Genomic DNA, 20,291 nt, shown 5'->3' with positions numbered 1-20,291 from the left:
AGTTCCACACGACCATCCGCCACGATCGGCCCATGATCCGACGCAGAACCGCTGTCGCCCTCCTCGCCTCCCCGCCGCTGCTCACCGGCTGCGGCGGCGGAGCCGAGGCGACCGGGGGCCGGCCCCCGGCATCCGCCTCCGGGGCCGCCGCTCCGCCGGCCCCGCACGGCATACCCGGGCTGGGGCCCCGGCGGTCGGCGGCGATACCCGGGCGCTGCACGCAGGCCGTCGTCGTCACCGGACGCGGTGAGAACTCCCCGCTCTGCACGGTGGTCCCGCACCAGCGCACCGCCACCGGCTGGCAGGCGGGCCCCACCTGGCCCGCTCACAACGCCCTGCGCGGCTGGAGCGCCCACCACGTGATCGGCGACCTGCGCTCCCCGCTCGGCGTCTACACCCTCTCCGACGCCGGCGGACTCCTCCCCGACCCGGGCAGCAGGCTCCCGTACCACCACTCCGGCGGGTTCCACTCGCCCGGCACCGGCTTCGAGGGCGAGCCGCTGGAAGGCTCCTTCGACTACGTCATCGCCATCGACTACAACCGCAGGCCCGGCACCTCGCCCCTGGACTGGACCCGGCCGCTCGGCCCGGAGCGCGGCGGCGGCGTGTGGCTCCACGTCGACCACGGCGGACCCACCCACGGCTGCGTCAGCGTCGCCAAGGCGCACATGAAGGACCTCCTGCGCACCCTGGACCCCGGCCGGCACCCGGTCGTCGTCATGGGCCACGCCGACTGGCTCGCGCACTGAGCAGCGTGGGATCCACAGTCGTGTGCGCACGTGTGCTGGTCGCCGAGGACGACGAGAAGCAGGCCGCACTGATCCGCCGCGCCCGGCCGGAGCCCTGTGCGGGACGCCCGGGACGGTGCCGTCGACCCCGACCCGGCGCCGCGCCGGCCGGGGACGCCCTGCACACCGGGGCCGACGGCGCCGCCTGGCTGGACGCCGACCCGGTGCGGACGCGGCAGGCCCTGGGGACCCTGGTCTCCGACGCGCTTCGGCGCGCCGGGCGAACCGGGGGCGGGCACCCGGAGAGTCCTGAGCGCCGGGGGAGTCCGGCGAGCGGAACACCGGGATCCGATTTCCGGCGCGCGCCGGGGGTACTCCGGTCGCGCGACGCGCAGCAGAAGGGGCAGCAAAGGGAGGTCATGCCATGAGCGCACCGGAGGAACTGCCGGCCGTCACGACGCTCGCGGACGCGGCCCGTCTGGTCGAACGGCAGCGTGGCCTGTACGTGCGCTGGTCCAAGGGACCGGGCACCGACCTCCAGAAGGTCTCCAGCATCGACGAGCTGACCGGCGTACGGATGCCGGGGCTGTCCGCCAATCCGCTCGACGTGGAGGACTGGTGGCAGGACCGGTCGGTCGAGCTGTGGGTGGCGCGCCGGCTCTACGACTACGCGCACCTGCCGCACGACAAGGGCCCCGGCGTCCGCCCCTGGGTCCTGCGGGGCCGGGAGACCGGCCGGGGCCCGGACAACGAGCCGTTGGTGGTCGACGTCGAGCCGCTGTGCTGGATCACCGACGACGTGATCGACGCGGCCAGGAAGGAAGTGGCCCGGCAGGAGCGGGAGTGGGGGACCCTGCGCCGGGGCGGCCGCTGAGCCGGGGGGGGCGTTGGGCACCCTGCCGGGCACTGAGCGGCGCCGAGCCGGCCGGGGGCTGAGCCCGCGCGGTGCTCAGCCCCCCCGTCCGCCGGTCAGCCCGAGCGCGGTCGGGAGCGGGCGCGGCGCCGTAGCGTCCGGCGTTCCAGCTCCGTCGTACCACCCCAGATGCCGATGCTCTGGTCCGTGTCCAGTGCCCACTCCAGGCACTGTTCCCGTACCGGGCAGTCCCGGCACACCGCCTTCGCCTGCTCGCTCTGCACCTGTGCCGGTCCGGTGGTGCCGATCGGGAAGAACAGATCGGGGTCCTCGTGACGGCACGCGGCATGGTCGCGCCAGTTCTCCATCGGAGTCTCCTGCTCGGATCGGAAGTCGTCAGTGCCCCGCCGAAACGCGTTCCGCTTGCGTTCCCGGACGTGGTCCAGAGGTTCGGGTGACCGGTCGGGACGGCGTGAAACGGCGGAAGCGGTGGGGAATCGGACGACATGTACGGGACCGCGCCCTCCCAACGGACCGGCGGATGTGCCACGAAGGCCACGGTGTCACCCAACTGGACCCGTGCGAACCGGAGTTGAATCGGACGGCAGTCCCGCCCGATGGCCGGCGTTCTGAACTGCGGTTCTTCGGATCAGCCGCGCAACGCCCGTTGCGCCGTCGCCGCCACCGCGTCCGCCAGGGCCGCCAGTGCGGGGGAGTCCAATTTCCACTGCTGCCAGTGGAGCGTGACGTCCATCCACGCGCCCGGCGCGAGCACGACCAGCCGCCCCCGGTCCAGCAGCGGGCCGGCCTGTACCTCCGGGACCATGCCCCACCCCAGTCCGGCGGCGATCGTGTCCAGGAACCCCTCCGACGTGGGCACGTGGTGCCGGAACGGGCCGGCGGATCCGCGGTTCAGCCGGTGCACGAAGGCGTCCTGGAAGTCGTCCTTGCGGTCGAAGACCACCACGGGAGCCCGGGACAGCGCCTCCGGCAGGGGCTGCCCGTCCACATGGACCGCGGCGAACTCGGGTGCGGCCACCGGCAGATACCGCATCCGGCCGAGGGCACGGACCGTGCAGCCCGGCACCGGCTCGGGCGAGGAGGTCACGGCCGCCATCACCAGGCCCTCGCGCAGCAGCGCCGCCGTGTGGTCCTCGTCCTCCCGGTGCAGTTCGAAGCAGAGGCCCGGGACGAGCGCGAGCGCCGGCAGGAACCAGGTCGCCAGCGAGTCCGCGTTCACCGAGACCGAGACCCGCGTGGGCTCCCCGCCGCCGCTCAGCCCCAGCTCGCCCCAGGCGTCCCGCTCCAGCCGGGCGAGCTGCCGGGCGTACCGGACCAGCACCGCGCCGGACTCCGTCGGCCGCACCGGTTTGGTGCGCTGGAGCAGCACCCGGCCGGTGCGCTGTTCGAGCGCCTTGACCCGCTGGCTGACCGCGGACGGCGTCACGTGCAGCGCGGCGGCGGCCGCGTCGAACGTGCCCTCGTCGACGACGGCCAGCAGCGTCCGGACCTGTTCCAGGGGGAGCTCTGACATCACGAGTACTAAGGGTACGTAAAAATCTTTAGCTGTACTTGAGAACGGCCCCCTTCCTAGCGTCGGCGGCATGAACCACGCCCTGACCGCCGCGGCCGCCGGATTCGGCACCGGCCTCTCCCTGATCGTCGCCATCGGTGCGCAGAACGCCTTCGTCCTCCGGCAGGGTGTGCGCCGGGACGCGGTGCTCGCGGTCGTCGGCATCTGTGCCCTCTCCGACGCGGTCCTCATCGCGCTGGGCGTCGGCGGGGTCGGCGCCGTGGTGGTGGCCTGGCCGGGTGCGCTGCGGGCGGTCGGGATCGTCGGCGGCGCCTACCTCCTCTGCTACGGAGCCCTGGCCGCCCGCCGGGTGCTCAGGCCCGGCACCGGGCTGCGCGCGGAGGGGGAGGCGACGGGGTCGCGCCGCCGGGCGGTGCTCACCTGCCTGGCGATGACCTGGCTGAACCCGTCCGTCTACCTGGACACCGTGTTCCTGCTCGGCTCCCTGGCCGCCGACCGGGGCCCGCTGCGCTGGACCTTCGGGCTCGGCGCCGCGCTCGCCAGCCTGTGCTGGTTCGCCGCCCTCGGTTTCGGCGCCCGGCTGCTCGGCCGTCATCTGGCCCGCCCGAGCGCCTGGCGCGCGCTGGACGGCCTGGTCGCCCTCACCATGCTCGCTCTGGGCGCGACGCTGATCGCCGGCTCCTGAGCCGAACCCGTTCGGTGTGCACCGGCGCTCCTGGAATAGTTAGGCTCTCAAACCGAAAAGATGTATCGAGCAACCAGGACATCCGTGGACGCGACCGAGAGCAGTAGCACCGAAACCGCCGCCGACGCACCGGCGGCCGAGGACCGTCGGCGGCGCGGCTGGCGCCGCTGGGCGATGGACACCCGCCCGCTGCGCATCCCCGCCTACCGGCGCCTGTGGTCGTCGACCATCGTCACCGCCGTCGGCAGTCAGCTCACCGCCGTCGCCGTGCCGAAGCAGATCTACGACATCACGCACTCCTCGGCCTGGGTCGGCTACGCGAGCCTCGCCGGACTGCTGCCGATGGTGGCCTTCGCGCTGTGGGGCGGGGCGGTCGCCGACACCGTGGACCGGCGCAAGCTGCTGCTGGTCACCAACAGCGGTATCGCGCTCACCTCGCTGCTGTTCTGGGCGCAGGCCGCCGCCGGCGTGGGCTCGGTCGTCGTCCTCATGGTGCTGCTCGCGCTGCAGCAGGCGTTCTTCGGGCTCAACTCGCCCGCCCGCACCGCCTCCATCGCGCGGCTGGTCCCCGCCGAGCAGCTGCCGGCCGCCAACGCCCTCGGGTCGACGGTGATGCAGACCGGTCTGGTGGCAGGCCCGCTGCTGGCCGGTGCGCTCATCCCGGTCATCGGGCTGCCCGAGCTGTATCTGATCGACGCGCTGGCGCTGTGCGTGACCGTGTGGGCCGTCTTCCGGCTGCCCGCGCTGCCGCCGCTCGGCGCGGCCGCGCGCCGGGCCGGTCTGCGCGAGATAGCGGCGGGCTTCCGGTACATCTCCCGGCACAAGGTGCTGCTGCTGTCCTTCCTCGCCGACATCGTCGCCATGGTGTTCGGCATGCCCCGCGCGCTCTTCCCCGAGCTGGCCGCGGACACGTACGGCTCCTGGGGCGAGGGGCTGGCGCTCGGCGTGCTGTTCGCGGGCATCCCGGTGGGCGCGGTACTCGGCGGCCTGTTCTCCGGTGTGTTCTCACGGGCCCGCCGGCACGGCTGGATGGTGATCGGTGCGGTCGTGGGCTGGGGGGCGGCCGTCGCCGGGTTCGGACTGAGCGGGAACCTGTGGGTCGCCATGGCCTTCCTCGCCGCGGCCGGCGTCGCCGACATGGTCTCGATGGTCTTCCGCGGGGCCATCCTGCTGTCGGCCGCGACGGACGACATGCGCGGACGGATGCAGGGGGTGTTCACGGTGGTCGTCGCGGGCGGGCCGCGCCTGGCGGACGTGCTGCACGGCACCGCCGGCTCGGTGTTCGGCCCGCGGACCGCCGTCGCGGGAGGCGGCGTCCTGGTCGTCGTGGTGATGCTGGCCCTGGCCGCCGCCGTCCCCGCTCTGCGCCGCTACCGGATCTGAGATGCCGGCCCACGGGGGGCGCCACCGGCTCCGAGGCACCGGCCCACGGGGGCCGGTGCCGGCCAGGGTCCGCGGCGCCCGGCACCTTCGAAAAGATCCCCTAGAGCGGGCCGCTGCGCCGCCGCATCGTGTACTGCTCCATCAGCTTTCCGCGGGTCGTCTCCAGGCGGTTTGCGAGGACCTCGGCCACCGTCCGTACCAGTGAGAGCCCGAGCAGCGGGTCCTCCACGCTCAGCCCGAGCACCGACGGCCCGTCGAACTCGTAGGCCCGTACGTTGCTGAAGGCGACCGCGCCGAAGTCCCACTCGTACGGCGGGAACAGCCAGGACCAGCCGAGCATGTCGCCCGCGCCCAGCGTGGCCACGGTGACCCGCTGCCGGGAGGTGACCTGGGTGTCGAGGTGGACAGCGCCCGAGCGGATCACCCAGAACCGGTCGGCGGTGCCGCCCGCCTCGAAGATGCGGGTGTCCTCGGGGAAGGAGACCTCCTTCGCCAGCTCCATCAGGCGCTCGCGCTGCGCCTGGGGCAGGGCGGTGAGCAGTTTGATCGCTTTGGTCATGGCGCATGGCTCCTCGCCGGCGGCGGTTGCGGTTCGGGTGCTGTGCTCTCCAGCCCATTTCAGCCGCTGTGACCGCCTGGAGCACGTCGAGGCGGGTGGTCGTCCGTCCGCGTGTCGCGCTCGGGGCAGCAAAAAGCCCTGGCTGGACGGGGGAAACCAGCCAGGGCCGTATTGCGGTGACGCGGGGAGGGGGAAGGACGGTTCCGCGCCGCTCCGGCATCACGTATGGATGAACGATAAACCATCTGTCGCACGTTCGGTAACCAGAAACCAGGTCAAGTGACCTGTTTCACTCCTTCCGTCTGCACCGGGCCCCGGCCGGGGCACACGATCTCCTCCAGTACCCGCAGCACGGCCTCGAACGCCCGGGCCCGGTCCGCCGCCTCCCGGGCGCCCTCCGGATCCGTCGCCGACAGGCTCAGGGCACGCTGCCGCCAGGCCCGCTCCTCGTGAGCCGCGCGCTCCTGGCCCCGCCGGATCCTCCGCAACAACTCGTCCGCGTCCACGACATCGGTCATGCCCGTCGGGTACCCGGTCGGTCCGCCGTGATGACACCGGCACCGAGGGTGTTTGACAACGCCCGAAAGGGTCAGCCGGACCAGGAGAGAACCCCGCAATCCGGGCCGCGCTCAGGGAGGAAGGGATGCTCGAACAGCACCGGACCCGCTCCGCCACGACCCTGCCGGAAGCCTGCTGCCGGATACCCAGCCGGCCGGCCGAGGCCCGCCGAACGGTCGAGCGGGTCATGACCGAACGGTGCCGGGCCCGCGCCCTGCCGTGCCCGGCCGAAGCCGTCGAGGACGCCATGCTGGTGATCTCGGAACTCACCACCAACGCGCTGCTGCACGGCGGCGGCATCACCGGGTTCGACGTCGACGTCGACTCCGGGGGCGTCCGCGTCTCGGTCAGCGACCGCAGCGACGCACTCCCCGTGACCCACCGGCCCGCCGACGAGCGCGGCGCCCGGCCCGGCGGCCGGGGCTGGCCCATCGTCTGCCGGCTGGCCCGGGACGTCCGGGTGGCCGAGCTGCCCTGCGGAGGCAAGCGCATCACGGCCGTCGTACCGTGGCGTTGAAGCGGTTTTCGAAGTTCCGCTCAGCGGCGTTTGCCCGTCGGGCCGAGGGGCAGACGGAATTTCGTGCTTCGGACCGGAGGCGCGCGCCCAGCGGGGAAACCACCGCTGCCTCGGCCCCCCTTCCGGCGGGCCACGGCAGCTCACCCGCGGCCAACCCTGACACCACCGTTCGGGCCAGGACCCGGAACCCACGTTCCGGCCGTGCCCTGAAACCACGTTCAGGAGCGATTCCGCATGCTGACCGACATGTCGACAAGCCGTCCCGGCGCGGCCGCCACCGCCGCCGCGGCACCCACCCGGCGGAACCACGACGACGCTCCCGACACCGCGGAGCTGTTCGTCCGGCTGGCGGAGCTGGAGGACGGTCCCGAGCGGGACGCCGTACGCGACGAACTCGTCACCGCCTGGCTGCCCATGGCCCACCGGATCGCCGGCCGGTTCCGCGACCGCGGCGAGTCCGTCGAGGACCTGCGCCAGGTGGCCGCGCTCGGTCTGGTCAAGGCCATCGACCGCTTCGACCCCTCCCGCGGGGCTTTCGAGAGCTACGCCGTGCCGACCATCACCGGAGAGGTCAAGCGGCACTTCCGCGACCGGATGTGGGCCCTCAGGGTGCCGCGCCGGGTGCAGGAACTGCGCAACCGGGTCCGGGTGGCCCGGCGGGAACTCACCCAGAACCCCGGCAGTCCCGAACCCACCGTCGCCGACATCGCCGCGCACACAGGCCTCAGCGAGGAGGAGGTGACGGCCGGCCTGGAGGCGCTGGAGAGCTTCAGCACCCTCTCGCTGGACGCCGAACTCTCCGCCGGGGACGACGGCTACAGCCTCGCCGACACCCTCGGTGCCACGGACACCTCCTTCGACGTCGTGGTCGACCGCGAGGCCGCCAAGGAGGGACTGCGCCGGCTGCCCGAGCGCGAGCGGGCCATCCTCTACATGCGCTTCTTCGAGGACATGACCCAGAGCCGCATCGCCGACCGGCTCGGCATCTCCCAGATGCACGTCTCCCGGCTGATCAGCCGCAGCTGCGCGCGGGTCCGCGACGAGGTGCTCGGCAGCCGTCGCCCCGGCTCCGCCGACCCGCGGTGAACGGTCATCCGCGCGGCTGCGCCGGTCCGCCGGCGACGCCCAGCGGCCGGGCCAGGCCGGAGACGGCCTCGTCGAGCCGCTGCAGATGACGCAGTACCCGGTCGGTCACGCGGCCGTAGCGCGGGGTGCGCAGGGTTCCCGGCTCCAGCATCGACGCGATGCTGGAGCCGGTTTCGATTTCCGCGGCGGCCCTCGGGTCCGTGACGTGCGCGGCGATCGCCTCGATGTTGTGCACGATCCGCCCGCACGCCCCGCGCAGTCGCGGATCCGCCGCGATCGACGGATGCGTCGGCAGCAGCTCGGCCGTGGCCGCGAGGGACCGCCCGTGGTACGCGCAGGTCTCCAGCAGCGCCAGCACGTACCGGGCCGTGTCCCGGCGTGAGCGCAGTGGCGTGATCGGATGGGTCAGCGGCTGGGTCGCCGCGCGCAGGTCGGCCAGCGCCTGGTCCAGCTCGCGCGCCTGCTCCACCAGGTCGCCGCCCGTCCCGCCGCTCAGCTGGTCGACGGCGCCCCGTGTCACCTCGGCGAGCCGGTCGAGGACCGCCACGAGGAGGTCGTTGGTCCGGCGGTCGGTGTGGATCGGCAGCACGACGGCCGCCGCGAACACCCCGCAGGCCGCGCCGAGCGCCGTCTCCTCGATCCGCAGCACCAGCACCGACATGCTGTAGGTGTTCAGCAGGGTGTACAGCAGCCCGAGCATGGCCGTCACGAAGAACGACATCAGCGTGTACGACAGGGGAGCGGTGTAGAACATCGCGAAGATGAGCAGCAGCACCAGCGCGAACGCCGTCCACGTGTGGTGCCCGACCAGCGCGGCCAGCCCGATGCCGGCCACCACGCCCAGCACCGTGCCCAGCAGCCGCCGGTAGCCCTTCACCAGGATCTCGCCGGTGGAGGCGGTGTTCAGGAAGACGATCCAGCAGGTCAGCACCGCCCAGTACCAGCGCTGGCTGGACAGCAGCTCGCCGCCGGCGATGGCCAGCGAGGAGCCGACGGCGACCTGGACGGCCGCCCGGGTGGTGGGCCGCCGCAGGCCGGCCGGCTCCGGCTCCTCCTGCTCACGCTCCTCGCTGCTCTCGATCGCGGCGTTCTCCGCCTCCAGCTCCTCCCGTGAGCGGGCGGTGGCCGGGGTGTCGTCGGACTCGTCCTGCGGCCCCTCCAGGGCGACCCGCAGACCGAGCGAGGCCCGGGCGGCCTCGCCGAGGCCCCGGAAGACGTCCTGCACGGCCGGGGAGGCCGGGGGCAGGTTCTCCTCCTCGCGGTAGCCGAGGAGCCGGTTGCGCACCTGGGCGAGTGCGGTGCCCGACGCCTCCCCGGCAGGCCGCAGCATCAGCAGCCGCAGCGCCCCCAGATCCCGGCGCAGCGCGTCCGCCGCCTCGTCCCGCACCGGCAGCTCCACCGCGGAGGGCAGCGGTGCGCCGGGCAGATGCAGGGTGAGGGTGTCGGTGCGCTGGGCGGTGCGCGCGGTGAGCAGCAGCAGACCGAGCCGCTCGGCGGCGATCTCGGCGTCCGCGACGCGGCGCTGGAGCAGCCGGGCCACCGCCGGATCCAGGACACCGTCCTCCAGGCGGCCCTGGATCATCAGCGCCGCCTCGTGCAGCCGAGCGGTGCCTTCGCGCAGCTCCTCCAGCACCTTCTCGGCGTCCTCGGGGCCGGCGTCCAGCAACTCGGCCTGGGTGGCGAGCAACTGGGCGAGCCGGGCGCGGAAGGCCCGCCGCAGCCGGTCGAGCGTGCCCGCCGGGGTCTGCGGCAGCAGCGCGAACCGGGCGGTGGCGCTGCACGCGAACGCCACGCAGATCACGCCGTACAGCGCGGGCAGCGCCGACGGGGCCGCGCCCACGAACAGTGACAGGAAGTAGACCTGGAAGCCGATCAGCCCCAGCGCCGTACCGCGGTCGCCGAACCGGCGGCCGTAGACGGCGCAGAAGATGAGGACGACGAAGAACAGGTCGCCGACGACCACCCGCTGGTTGAGTAGCGTGCCCAGTGACACCGAGGCCAGCGCCACCGGCAGGCCGAGCGCGAGGGTGACGGCCTGCGGGCCGCGCTGCTTCTCCCGGATGGCGAACGTGGCGACCATCGCCGCCATGGCCCCGGCGACCAGCTGGGGCACCGGGACGCGCAGCGCGGCCAGGACGGCGAGGGTCAGGGCGATCGCGGTGACCGTGCGCAGCCCCGCGGCGAGCCGGAGCAGCCCGGGGTCCGACGCCGCGAGGCGGTCCCACATCCGTACCCGTCCCGACCGTCCCGCTGTCCTCACGCCGCCGTGCTCTCTCCCGTGTCGGAAATCGATCTCCGACCCAGCATCGCACGCGGGTCCGGACTATCGGCTCCCGGCCAGGGTGGCGGCCACCAGCGCGTTCGCGTGCCCGTGGCCGAGCCCGTGCTCGGACTTGAGCCAGGCGACGAGTTCCATGTGCTTCGTCAGCGGCGAGGAGCGGATCAGCTCCTGCCACTCGCCGACCGGGCGGCCGTACTTCTTCTCGATCGACGGGAAGTAGCTCGCCGGGCCCTTCACGGCCTTCTCGGTCATGCCGGGTGTCCCTCCGTGTGACGTTCGATGGTCACAGGAGAAGACCGCCGGTCGGGCACGGAATGATCGGCGGTCTTCCGGTGATCCACGTCACATCACGAGGGAGCGTCCGCGCCCTCGACCCGGGCCCGTACCTGTTCCGGCGTCAGGTACGCGTCCGTGAACTCGAAGTCCTTCAGCCGGGCCGGCTTGCGGGCCTGGAAGCCGGTGCGGACGAAATCGTCGCCCGCGACCGCGTTCAGCAGCCAGTTGGTCATCACCCGGGCCTTGGCGACATTGGTGCGCAGCGCCGACCAGTGGTAGCCACGGGCCACCGCCTGCGCGGGCACCCCGCGCAGCTCGACCCCCAGCGGCTTGGACACGGCGTCCTTGCCGCCGAGGTCGACGACGAGTCCCAGGTCCTTGTGCACGTACGGCTGCATCGGCTGCCCCCGCAGCGCCGCGATGACGTTCTCGGCGACCTTCCTGCCCTGCCGCATGGCGTGCTGCGCGGTGGGCGGGCAGACCGCGCCCTGCTGGCCCTTGGCCAGGTCCGGCACGGCCGCCGAGTCGCCGAGCGCGAACACCCCGTCCTGGCCCGGCAGGCACATCTCCGGGGTGACGGCCAGCCGGCCCTTGACGGTCTCCGCGCCGAGCGTGGCGATGAGCGGGCTGGCGACCACACCGGCCGTCCAGATCAGGGTGTGCGTCGGCACCACCCGGCCGTCGGTGAAGGTGACCTCCTCCGGGCCGGCCTTGTCGATCGACACCCCCAGCGAGACCTCGATGCCCCGCCGCTTCAGGATCTCCTGCGCGCTGCGGCCGAGCTTGTCGCCCAGCTCCGGCATGAGCTTGGGCGCGACGTCGATCAGATGCCACTTGATCAGGCCCGGGTCCAGCCGCGGGTAGCGCTGCACGGCCGCGTGCGTCAGCCGCTGCAGGCAGGCCGCCGTCTCGGTGCCCGCGTAGCCGCCGCCGACCACCACGAACTGCAGCCGCGCGGCCCGCTCGGCCGGGTCGTCGCTGGCGTCCGCCAGGTCGAGCTGCGAGATGACGTGGTCGCGGATGTAGGCGGCCTCGGCCAGGGTCTTCATCCCGAAGGCGTGCTCGGTCAGGCCCGGGATGTCGAAGGTGCGGGTCACGCTGCCCGGTGCCAGCACGATGTAGTCGTAGCGCTCGTTGACGATCTTGTCGGTGATGGTGCGGACGACGCACACCTTCGCCTTCAGGTCGACGCCGATCGCGCCGCCCGGGATGATCCGCGTGCGGTACCTCCTGCTGCGGCGCAGCGACAGGGCGATCGACTGCGGCGTGAGCACGCCGGAGGCGACCTGGGGCAGCAGCGGCAGATAGAGCTGATAGGCGAACGGCGTCACCAGCGTGACGTCGGCCTCGTCCGGGGCGAGTTTCCGCTCCAGGCGGCGGACGCACTCCACTCCGGCGAAACCGGCGCCCACCACGAGGATCCTGGGTCGTGTCACGGTGTCCATCCCTTTCTGCGGCTCCAGGCGGTCCGACTCCACGCCGTTCGCCTGCCCCGGATCGCTGTGCCGACTCCGATCCCACCGCGTCGCCGGCCGTTGCGCCAGCCGGGTACGGCAGGCAGACGAACACGCGGGGACCGGCAGGCCCCCGCGCCCGCGCGGACCGACCGGTCGCCGCGCGTCCGTCCGTCGTACATGCTCACCAGGGCAGGAACGCGTGGATGTCCTTGCCGCGCTCGTGCACGACGACGCTGACCTGGGTGCACAGCGTGTGCACCAGATGCCAGCCGATACCGCCTCCGCCCGTACGCGGGTGGAACGGCCGCGGTTCCGGCCTGGTCGTGTTCGTGTCCCGCATCGTCACGTGCACCCCGTCGAAGGTGCGGCGCATCCGCAGGTCGAACGGCCCGGGCGCGTACTGGATCGCGTTCGCGGCCAGCTCGGTCACGACCAGCAGGATGTCGTCCCAGTACTCGTGCGCGCCCGGCGGTGCGTCCCGGGCGAGCGCGCAGAGGAACTCCTCCGCGGCGAGCCGCGCCCCCGTGACGTTGCGCAGCTCCCCGGGGAAGGAGAACGTACGCTCGTACTTCTCCTCCGAGGGCGGTGTGTCGTCCCAGCGCGGCTCCGTCACCATCTCGCATTCCCCGGGCCCCGGCCGGCGAGGGACCGGTGCGGTCCCCGCGACCAGGACGGTCGTCGTTGCTGATCTCTCTCGCTGCGTGCGGGTTCCCCCAGCGGCGCAGGCTATCCGTCCCCCCTCGGACCGGCCGTGCCGACGGCGCGTCTCCTCAGCGGAAGACATCGTCCGGTTCGTCCCACTCGACCGGTTCCCGCACCACCGGACGCGACCGCGACCGCGCCTGGTACATCGCCTCGATCTCGGCCGCGTAGTGCCGGACGACGGCGTCCCGGCGCAGTTTCATGGAGGGGGTGAGCAGCCCGTTGTCCGGCGCGAACGGTTCCTGCAGAACACGGTAGACCCTGATGGACTCGGCGCGGGACACCGCGCTGTTGGCGGAGGCCACCGCCCGCGCGATCTCCTCGCGCAGCGCGTTCTCCTCCCGGGTCTCCCGGGCGCGGGAGTCGCCCGGCAGGGCCAGGGTGCCCCGCCAGTGCGCGAGGAACTCCGGGTCCAGGGTGAGCAGGGCACCGACGCAGGGCCGGTCGTCGCCGAGCACCACCGCCTGGTGGACGAGCGGGTGCATGCGCAGCCGATGCTCCAGCAGGGCCGGCGCCACGCTCTTGCCGCCGCTGGTGACGATGATGTCCTTCTTGCGCCCGGTGATCGTCAGATAGCCCTCGGCGTCCAGCCGCCCGATGTCCCCGGTGGCCAGCCAGCCGCCGCGCAGCGCGGCCCGGGTCGCCCGCTCGTCGCTGACGTAGCCCTGGAACACCGACGGCCCGCGCACCAGGATCTCCCCGTCGTCGGCCACCCGGACCTCGGTGCCCGACAGCGGCAGTCCCACGGTCCCGGACTTCTCCCGGCCCAGCGGCTGCATGGTGATCCCGCCGGAGGCCTCGGTGAGTCCGTAGCCGTCGTGCACGAGCACGCCGATGCCCTCGTAGAACAGGCACAGTTCGCGGTTGAGCGCACTGCCGCCGGAGGTGCCGCGCACCACCCGGCCGCCGAGCGCGGCCCGCAGCCTGCGGTACACCGTCCGCTCGTACACGGCGTGCTGCAGCCTCAGTTCGAGCCCGGGGCCCGGTCCGGTGCCCAGCCGGCGGCGTTCCTCGGCCGCGGCGAACTCCCGCGCGGTCTGCGCGGCCCGCTCGAACAGCGCGCCCCGGCCCGTCTGTTGGGCGGTGCGCAGGAAAGTCTTGTAGAGCCGCTCGAACACCGACGGCACGCCGTACAGGTACGTCGGCCGGAACGTGGTCAGGGCCGAGGCCAGGGCCGTCCCGGTCAGCTCCGGCTCGTGCGCCATGAGCACTCCGCCGCGCACACACATCAGCATGATCATGATGCCGTACACGTGGGAGAACGGGAGGAAGGCCAGGACGGACGGCTGTTCGCCCGCCGGTGCCGCCGTGTGCGCCCAGCCGGCCAGCAGGGTGTCGCACGGGTAGGCCAGGTTCCGGTGGCTGAGCGCGCAGCCCATCGGCCGGCCGGAGGTGCCGGAGGTGTAGACGACGGCCGCCGTGGCGTCCGGCAGCACGATCCGCCGCAGCGACTCCACGGTGGTGGGCGAGACCTCCGCGCCCCGCTCCACGAGGTCGGGCAGCGCGCCCGCGTCGAGCTGCCAGACGTGCCGCAGCCGCGGCAGCCGGGTGCACACGGTGCCGACGGTCATCACGCCCTGCTCGTCCTCCACGACCACGGCCACACAGCCGGCGTCCCGCAGGATCCACTCGACCTGCTCGCGCGAGGAGGCCGGATGGATCGGTACGACCTCGGCGCCCACGGCCCACAGCGCGAGGGCGAGCACCGTCCACTCGTAGCGGGTCCGGGCCATCACGGCGACCCGGTGGCCGGGCGAGATCCCGGCGGCGACCAGGCCCTTGGCCAGGTCGGCCACCTCGTCCCGCAGCTCGACCGCCGTCACCTCCTGCCACCCGGCCGCGGGCGGACGGGCCCGGCGCGCCAGCACCGGCAGCGCCGGATCGCGCTCGGCCCGCTCGAAGACGCTGTCGGCGAGGCCGCCGGTGAGCGGCGGGAGAACGGCTGGAGCGAGGGCGACGTCCCGCATGCGCTGCTCCTGGGGTACGGAGGGCCACTCCGCCGATCGGCTCGGTGTCGGCGGTGCTCGAATGTAGCCCAGGCAGCCGCGTTCGGTGACGGGAACGGAGAATCGTGATCGGCTGATGATGTGGCCGTGTCCTGGGGACTCGGGGGGCATGAGCTATGTGAATCCCGATCCGGACCCCGAGCGTACGACCGGCCTGGAACCAGGCGGGGGAGTTCCGCCCGGCGAGACCCCGCCGGCCGAGAGCAGTCTGCCCGAGGCCGGCCCCCGTGAGCCGCACGCCCAGCGCAGGGGCTGGGCCAAGGCACCGATGACCCTCATCCTGCTGCTGGTCGTGCTGATCGCGGCCTTCTTCCTGGTGTACGCCCTGGTGCTGATCCTCTGACCGGCCCGCTCAGGCCTGCGTGCGGCGCACGCACTCGGTGACGACGTCCCGCAGGCTGCCGGTGCGCTCCAGCAGCCCGCGCTGCTCCCGTGCGCCGTTGCCCGTCCGCAGCAGCTCCGCGACGGTCCGCTCGGCGCGGGCCGCGTCACCGCTCTCGTCGAGCGCCTCCCCGACGTACTCCAGCAGGGAGCGCAGCACGTGCGGGGCGGGCCGGGGCCGCAGGGTGACCGGGTCGAGGAGGTCCTCCTCCAGGCCGAACCGGGCGGCCTGCCAGTCGGCCAGCCGCAGCAGGCTCACCCCGGGGTCGGGTGCCGGACGGCCCGCCCGCCACTCCCGGGCGGTCGTCTCCACGAGGGCCCGGCAGAGCGTGGCGATCAGCAGGGCGCTCTCCGCGGACAGGCACACGTCCGAGACCCGGATCTCCACCGTGGGATAGTTCGCCGACAGCCGCGCGTCGAAGTAGGCCATCGCCTCGTCCAGGATGACGCCGGTGGCCACCATGTCGGCCACCCGCCGGTGGTACCGCTCCGCGGACCCGAACGGCTCGGTCGGCCCGGCCGACGGCCACCGGTTCCACACCCGGCTGCGGTAGCTGGCGTAACCGGAGTCCCGGCCCTGCCAGAACGGGGAGTTGCCGCTGATCGCCCGCAGCACCGGCAGCCACGGAGCGATCCGGTCGAGGACCGCGACGCCCTCCTCGTCCGACTCCACTGCTACATGCACATGACAGCCGCACACCAGTTGGTCCCAGGTGGGAATCCCGAACCGCTCGGCGAGCCACTGGTACCGCTCGTTCACGCTGAGGGCGGGGCTGGTCGGCAGGGGCGAGCTGGCCAGCGCCGCGACCCCGCAGCCGATCTGCCCGGCGTGCCGGGCCGCCTCCTTGCGGCAGCGCACGATCTCGTCGCCGAGGGCCGCCATGTCCGACTGCGGATGCGTGGCGAACTCCAGCATCTGCCCGAACAGTTCCTTCTCGAACACGTCCTGCCCGGGATCGTCCTGGGCGGCACGGGCGAGGACGGCCGCCGCCAGCGCCTTCGGGTCGCCGGTGTCCGGATCGACCAGAAGGAGTTCTTCCTCCACTCCGACGGTGCGCACCTGGTCCCGCCCTTCTGTCCGTGCCGCTGGGGGCAGTCGTGGGTCTGTACGACCCCGACTGCCCCCGGCACGGTCGCCGACACCTGCGGCTTTCAGCTCTCCGGCACGAACCAGACGGTGGCGAGCGGCGGCAGGGTGAGACGCAGCGCCCCCTCCTCGGGCTTGACCGGCCCCTCGGTGCGCACGCCCCCGCCGCCGTAGCGGACGTCGTCGGTGTTCAGCTCCTCGCGCCAGGCGGTGATCCCGTCCGGCACCCACAGCCGGTAGTCGGGCCGGACGACGGGGGAGAAGTTCGACACGGCCAGCAGCGGGCCGCCGTCGGCGGCGAACCGCAGGAACGCCAGCACGTTGTCGTCCGCCGCGTCGCACAGCACCCACCGGAAACCGCCCGGGTCGGTGTCCCGCTGCCACAGCGCCGGGGTCGCCCGGTAGACGGTGTTCAGCTCCCGCACCAGCTCCTGCACGCCCCGGTGGTCGCCGGCCGAGTGGTAGTCGTCGCTAAGCAGCCACCACTCCGGCCCGTGCGTGTGGGACCACTCCGCCCCCTGGGCGAACTCCTGCCCCATGAACAACAGCTGCTTGCCGGGGTGCGCCCACATGAAGCCGAGGTAGGCCCGGTGGTTGGCCCGCCGCTGCCACCAGTCGCCGGGCATCTTCGACACCAGCGCCTGCTTGCCGTGCACCACCTCGTCGTGGGAGATCGGCAGCACGTAGTTCTCGCTGTAGGCGTACACCATCGAGAAGGTCATCTCGTTGTGGTGGTACTTGCGGTGCACCGGCTCCTTCTGGATGTACTCCAGCGAGTCGTGCATCCAGCCCATGTTCCACTTCAGCCCGAACCCGAGCCCGCCGCTGTCCGTCGGCCGGGTCACCCCGTCCCACGCGGTGGACTCCTCGGCGATGGTCACCACGCCCGGGCAGCGCCGGTACACGGTGGCGTTCATCTCCTGCAGGAAGGCCACCGCGTCCAGGTCCTCCCGGCCGCCGAACACGTTCGGCTCCCACTGTCCGGAGTCCCGCGAGTAGTCCAGGTAGAGCATCGAGGCGACCGCGTCCACCCGCAGCCCGTCGATGTGGAACTCCTCGCACCAGTAGACCGCGTTGGCGACGAGGAAGTTGCGCACCTCGGTCCGGCCGTAGTCGAACTCGTACGTCCCCCAGTCCGGGTGCTCCGCCCGCAGGGCGTTCCCGGGCTCGTACAGCGGGTCCCCGTCGAACCGGGCCAGCGCCCAGTCGTCCTTGGGGAAGTGCGCCGGCACCCAGTCCATGATCACCCCGAGGCCGGCCCGGTGGCAGGCGTCCACGAAGTACCGGAAGTCGTCCGGGGAGCCGAGCCGGGGCATCGGCGCGTAGTAGGAGGTGACCTGGTAGCCCCACGAACCGCTGAAGGGATGTCCGGCCACCGGCATCAGCTCCACGTGCGTGAAGCCCATCCCCTTCACGTACGCCGGCAGCTCCTCCGCCAGCTCGCGGTAGGTCGCCCCCGGACGCCAGGACGGCAGGTGCACCTCGTACACCGAGAACGGCGCCTGGTGCACGGGGGTGTCACCCCGGTGCGCCATCCACTGCGCGTCCCCCCACGCGTACCGCGAGGCCGTCACGACCGACGCCGTGTCCGGCGGCACCTGCGTGCACCGGGCCATCGGGTCGGCCTTCAGGAACCGGTGGCCGTACCGGGAGGTGATCTCGAACTTGTACCGGGTGCCCTCGCCGATCCCGGGCAGGAACAGCTCCCACACCCCGGACGCGCCGAGCGAGCGCATCGGGTACTGGGTGCCGTCCCAGAAGGTGAAGTCCCCGGCCACCCGCACCCCCTGGGCGTTGGGCGCCCACACGGTGAAGCGGGTGCCGGCCACACCCTCGTGGACCATCGGCTCGGCCCCGAGCGCCCGCCACAACTGCTCGTGCCGGCCCTCCCGGATCAGATGCAGGTCCAGCTCGCCGAGGGCGGGCAGGAACCGGTACGGGTCGTGTACCTCCTGCTCGGTGTCGTCGTACGCCACCAGCAGGGTGTACGACGGGATCTCCGCGCACGGCAGCACGCCGGCGAAGAGACCGTCGCCCTCCGGGCGCAGCTCGGTGCGCGTCCCGTCGACCACGACGCTCACCGCGCGGGCGTTCGGGCGCAGCGCCCGGAAGAGCGTCCCGCCCTGCACCGGGTGGGCGCCCAGCAGGGCGTGCGGATCATGGTGCGCGCCGGCCAGCAGCCGGCCGCGGTCGGTGGGGTCCAGGGCCAGGTCCGCGGGCGGCCTGGGGCCCGCGGCCTCGGGGCGCGTGGTGCGCAGTGCCATGGGTCAGCCTCCCCACACCGCGAGCCGCTTGATCGCCGCCATCGGAACCGGAAGCCAGTCCGGCCGGTGTCTCGCTTCGTACAGCACCTCGTAGACCGCCCTGTCCGTCTCGTGCGCGCGCAGCAGCGCGTGCTTCTTGCGTGGGTCCCAGCCGGCGCGGGCCGCGTAGCCCGCGCAGAACGCCTCCCGGCAGCGGCGCGCCCACTCGGGTCGCCAGGGGCGGCGCTGCCGGGCCGCGTAGTCGAAGGAGCGCAGCATCCCGGCGACGTCCCGCACCGGGGACTGCGGGGCGCACCGCTCGGCGAGCGGACGGGACGGCTCGCCCTCGAAGTCGATCACGAACCAGTCGCGGCCGGCCCGCAGCACCTGCCCCAGGTGCAGATCGCCGTGGATGCGCTGGGCGGGCGGCCCGGTGTCGCACGTGGCGAGCGCCCCGAACGCGGCCCGCAGCCCGGGCACGAAGGGCAGCAGCCCGGGTACGGCGTGCGCGGCGGCGTCCAGCCGGGCGCACATCGCCTCGGCGGTACGGCCGTTCTCGCCCGGCCCGGCCGGCGGGAAGGCCTCGGCCAGCGCCAGGTGCACCTCGGCCATGGCCCGGCCCAGCGCGCGGGCCTCGGCGGTGAAGTGGTCGCCCGCGGCGAGCGCGCGCAGCGCCAGCGTCCAGCCGTCGGTGGCGTCCGGCAGGAACGGCTGCAGCACCCCGAGGGTCGCCGGGCGGGGGGCGGTCGTGCTGAACCACGCCACCGGCGCCGGTACCCGGGCGCAGCCCTGCGCGGCCAGCGCCGCCGGCACCTCCAGGTCCGGGTTGACACCCGGCTGGATCCGGCGGAACAGCTTCAGGATGTACGCGTCGCCGTACACGATCGAGGAGTTGGACTGCTCGGCGTCCAGCAGCCGCGGCGGCAGGCCGCCGGGCACGAGGGCACCGGGATCCGCCTCGAAGCGCAGCGGACCCGCCGCGCCGGGGTGCCGCAGCCGCTCCAGCAGCAGATGCGCCGACCGCGGGTCGTGCAGCGCGTCGTACACCGCGAGCCCGGCCAGCGGACCCTCCACGGCGCGCCCGATGAACGCCCGCTCCAGCCGTGGCGCGAGGTGCGGGCGCAGCCCCAGCAGCAGCTGGTAGCAGTCCCCGGACGGGGCGGTGCCGCCGGGGGTGGGCACCGGCACGTGCGAGGCGTGGACCAGCAGGTGCAGACACCCCGGGAACAGTTCCGTCACGGACAGCACCGTCAGATCGGTGACGGGCCGGTCCTTGCCCGCGAACCAGCGTTGCCTCGGCAGCCAGTCGCGCAGCAGCCCGCCCAGCGAGGCGAGGGGCCCGTCGAGGCCGGCCGCGGTGCGCGGTCGGGGGGTGATGGTCTTCGGCATGGTGACGCGTCCTTTCCTCGGCGCCGGGCGGGTCAGCGGCGGCGGCCGATGCGGGATGCGACTCGGGTGAGCCGGAACCAGTAGAAGCCGTGACCCTGCAGGGTGAGCAGGTACGGCAGTTCACCGATGGCGGGGAAGCGGACCCCGCCGATCAGCTCGACCGGGTGCCGTCCGTCATAGGCCCTGAGGTCGAGTTCGGTGGGCTGGGCGAACCGGGAGAAGTTGTTGACGCACAGCACGAGGTCGTCGCCGTACTCGCGCAGGAAGGCGAGGACCGCCGGGTTGGAGGAGGTCAGTTCCGTGAACGACCCCAGTCCGAAGGCCGGGTTCTGCTTGCGGATCTCGATCATGCGGCGGGTCCAGTGCAGCAGGCTGGACGGGGAGGACATGGAGGCTTCCACGTTGGTGACCTGGTAGCCGTAGACCGGGTCCATGATCGTGGGGAGGTAGAGGCGTCCCGGGTCGCACGTGGAGAAGCCGGCGTTGCGGTCGGGCGTCCACTGCATGGGGGTGCGGACGGCGTCCCGGTCGCCGAGCCAGATGTTGTCGCCCATGCCGATCTCGTC

General features: G+C 73.1%; 20 protein-coding genes. 7 read left to right on the top strand and 13 right to left on the bottom strand.

Translation table 11 applies throughout. The features are described from left to right. Positions 1–32: 32 nt before the first annotated feature. Both ACZ7N4_RS30780 and ACZ7N4_RS30775 read left to right on the top strand, forming a co-directional pair. On the top strand, positions 33–749 hold the full coding sequence (locus tag ACZ7N4_RS30780; protein ID WP_471364585.1) for a L,D-transpeptidase family protein: 717 nt from the start codon (positions 33–35) through the stop codon (positions 747–749). A 403-nt stretch (positions 750–1,152) separates the two neighbouring features. Then, the gene (locus ACZ7N4_RS30775; RefSeq protein WP_471364582.1) at positions 1,153–1,602 is read left to right on the top strand and encodes a DUF6098 family protein; all 450 of its coding nucleotides are present in this window, start codon (positions 1,153–1,155) and stop codon (positions 1,600–1,602) included. A gap of 95 nt (positions 1,603–1,697) precedes the next feature. Here ACZ7N4_RS30775 and ACZ7N4_RS30770 read toward each other — a convergent pair whose 3' ends face one another. Both ACZ7N4_RS30770 and ACZ7N4_RS30765 read right to left on the bottom strand, forming a co-directional pair. Next, positions 1,698–1,949, bottom strand: coding sequence for a WhiB family transcriptional regulator (locus ACZ7N4_RS30770; protein WP_471364579.1), 252 nt, complete (start codon positions 1,947–1,949; stop codon positions 1,698–1,700). 281 nt (positions 1,950–2,230) lie between these two features. Continuing rightward, a complete protein-coding gene (locus ACZ7N4_RS30765; protein ID WP_471364576.1) occupies positions 2,231–3,118 on the bottom strand; it encodes a LysR family transcriptional regulator ArgP in 888 nt (295 codons plus the stop codon). 67 nt (positions 3,119–3,185) lie between these two features. Between ACZ7N4_RS30765 and ACZ7N4_RS30760 the strand changes: the two genes are divergently transcribed. Beyond that, complete coding sequence (locus ACZ7N4_RS30760; protein WP_471364573.1) at positions 3,186–3,800, top strand: LysE/ArgO family amino acid transporter; 615 nt, start codon at positions 3,186–3,188, stop codon at positions 3,798–3,800. Between the two features lie 60 nt (positions 3,801–3,860). After that, entirely contained in the window at positions 3,861–5,183 is a 1,323-nt protein-coding gene (locus tag ACZ7N4_RS30755) for an MFS transporter (RefSeq protein WP_471364570.1), read from the top strand. Positions 5,184–5,283: 100 nt separating this feature from the next. Here the strand turns inward: ACZ7N4_RS30755 and ACZ7N4_RS30750 are convergent, their stop codons facing one another. Together ACZ7N4_RS30750 and ACZ7N4_RS30745 are read right to left on the bottom strand one after the other, a co-directional pair. After that, positions 5,284–5,742: a cyclic nucleotide-binding domain-containing protein gene (locus ACZ7N4_RS30750; protein ID WP_471364566.1), complete on the bottom strand. Its 459-nt coding sequence runs from the start codon at positions 5,740–5,742 to the stop codon at positions 5,284–5,286. A gap of 275 nt (positions 5,743–6,017) precedes the next feature. Beyond that, complete coding sequence (locus tag ACZ7N4_RS30745; protein ID WP_471364563.1) at positions 6,018–6,260, bottom strand: hypothetical protein; 243 nt, start codon at positions 6,258–6,260, stop codon at positions 6,018–6,020. 125 nt (positions 6,261–6,385) lie between these two features. Here ACZ7N4_RS30745 and ACZ7N4_RS30740 point away from each other — a divergent pair, with 125 nt between their 5' ends. Next, positions 6,386–6,817 carry an ATP-binding protein gene (locus ACZ7N4_RS30740; protein ID WP_471364559.1) on the top strand — a complete coding sequence of 144 codons (432 nt, stop codon included), beginning with the start codon at positions 6,386–6,388 and terminating at the stop codon, positions 6,815–6,817. Positions 6,818–7,051: 234 nt separating this feature from the next. Further along, positions 7,052–7,903, top strand: a complete 852-nt coding sequence (locus ACZ7N4_RS30735) for a SigB/SigF/SigG family RNA polymerase sigma factor (RefSeq protein ID WP_471364556.1) — start codon at positions 7,052–7,054, stop codon at positions 7,901–7,903. A 4-nt stretch (positions 7,904–7,907) separates the two neighbouring features. On the opposite strand, the gene ACZ7N4_RS30730 is transcribed toward ACZ7N4_RS30735, so the two are convergent. The 5 genes from ACZ7N4_RS30730 to ACZ7N4_RS30710 form a co-directional block, all read right to left on the bottom strand. Then, positions 7,908–10,130 (bottom strand): FUSC family protein, encoded by a 2,223-nt coding sequence (locus ACZ7N4_RS30730; protein ID WP_471364552.1) that lies wholly within the window; start codon positions 10,128–10,130, stop codon positions 7,908–7,910. Positions 10,131–10,226: 96 nt separating this feature from the next. Further along, positions 10,227–10,436, bottom strand: a complete 210-nt coding sequence (locus ACZ7N4_RS30725; RefSeq protein ID WP_471364549.1) for a DUF4287 domain-containing protein — start codon at positions 10,434–10,436, stop codon at positions 10,227–10,229. Positions 10,437–10,531: 95 nt separating this feature from the next. After that, complete coding sequence (locus ACZ7N4_RS30720; protein WP_471364546.1) at positions 10,532–11,905, bottom strand: NAD(P)/FAD-dependent oxidoreductase; 1,374 nt, start codon at positions 11,903–11,905, stop codon at positions 10,532–10,534. Positions 11,906–12,098: 193 nt separating this feature from the next. Beyond that, a complete protein-coding gene (locus ACZ7N4_RS30715) occupies positions 12,099–12,533 on the bottom strand; it encodes an ATP-binding protein (protein ID WP_471364543.1) in 435 nt (144 codons plus the stop codon). 154 nt (positions 12,534–12,687) lie between these two features. Then, on the bottom strand, positions 12,688–14,586 hold the full coding sequence (locus tag ACZ7N4_RS30710; protein ID WP_471364540.1) for an AMP-dependent synthetase/ligase: 1,899 nt from the start codon (positions 14,584–14,586) through the stop codon (positions 12,688–12,690). A gap of 148 nt (positions 14,587–14,734) precedes the next feature. Between ACZ7N4_RS30710 and ACZ7N4_RS30705 the strand changes: the two genes are divergently transcribed. Then, on the top strand, positions 14,735–14,968 hold the full coding sequence (locus ACZ7N4_RS30705; protein WP_471364537.1) for a DUF6480 family protein: 234 nt from the start codon (positions 14,735–14,737) through the stop codon (positions 14,966–14,968). 9 nt (positions 14,969–14,977) lie between these two features. Here the strand turns inward: ACZ7N4_RS30705 and ACZ7N4_RS30700 are convergent, their stop codons facing one another. The 4 genes from ACZ7N4_RS30700 to ACZ7N4_RS30685 all read right to left on the bottom strand — a co-directional run. Beyond that, a complete protein-coding gene (locus ACZ7N4_RS30700; protein ID WP_471364534.1) occupies positions 14,978–16,066 on the bottom strand; it encodes a glutamate--cysteine ligase 2 in 1,089 nt (362 codons plus the stop codon). Positions 16,067–16,158: 92 nt separating this feature from the next. Continuing rightward, positions 16,159–18,357 (bottom strand): 1,4-alpha-glucan branching enzyme, encoded by a 2,199-nt coding sequence (gene glgB, locus ACZ7N4_RS30695; RefSeq protein WP_471364531.1) that lies wholly within the window; start codon positions 18,355–18,357, stop codon positions 16,159–16,161. A gap of 3 nt (positions 18,358–18,360) precedes the next feature. Further along, a complete protein-coding gene (locus tag ACZ7N4_RS30690; protein ID WP_471364528.1) occupies positions 18,361–19,725 on the bottom strand; it encodes a maltokinase N-terminal cap-like domain-containing protein in 1,365 nt (454 codons plus the stop codon). A 32-nt stretch (positions 19,726–19,757) separates the two neighbouring features. Further along, positions 19,758–20,291: alpha-glucosidase C-terminal domain-containing protein (locus ACZ7N4_RS30685; RefSeq protein WP_356155791.1), on the bottom strand; the 534-nt coding region annotated here is incomplete at its 5' end.

This window comes from Streptomyces sp. NPDC107654, assembly GCF_055639035.1.
The sequence above is the reverse complement of the archived record's forward strand: the minus strand, read 5'-3'. Positions and strand labels throughout refer to the sequence as shown.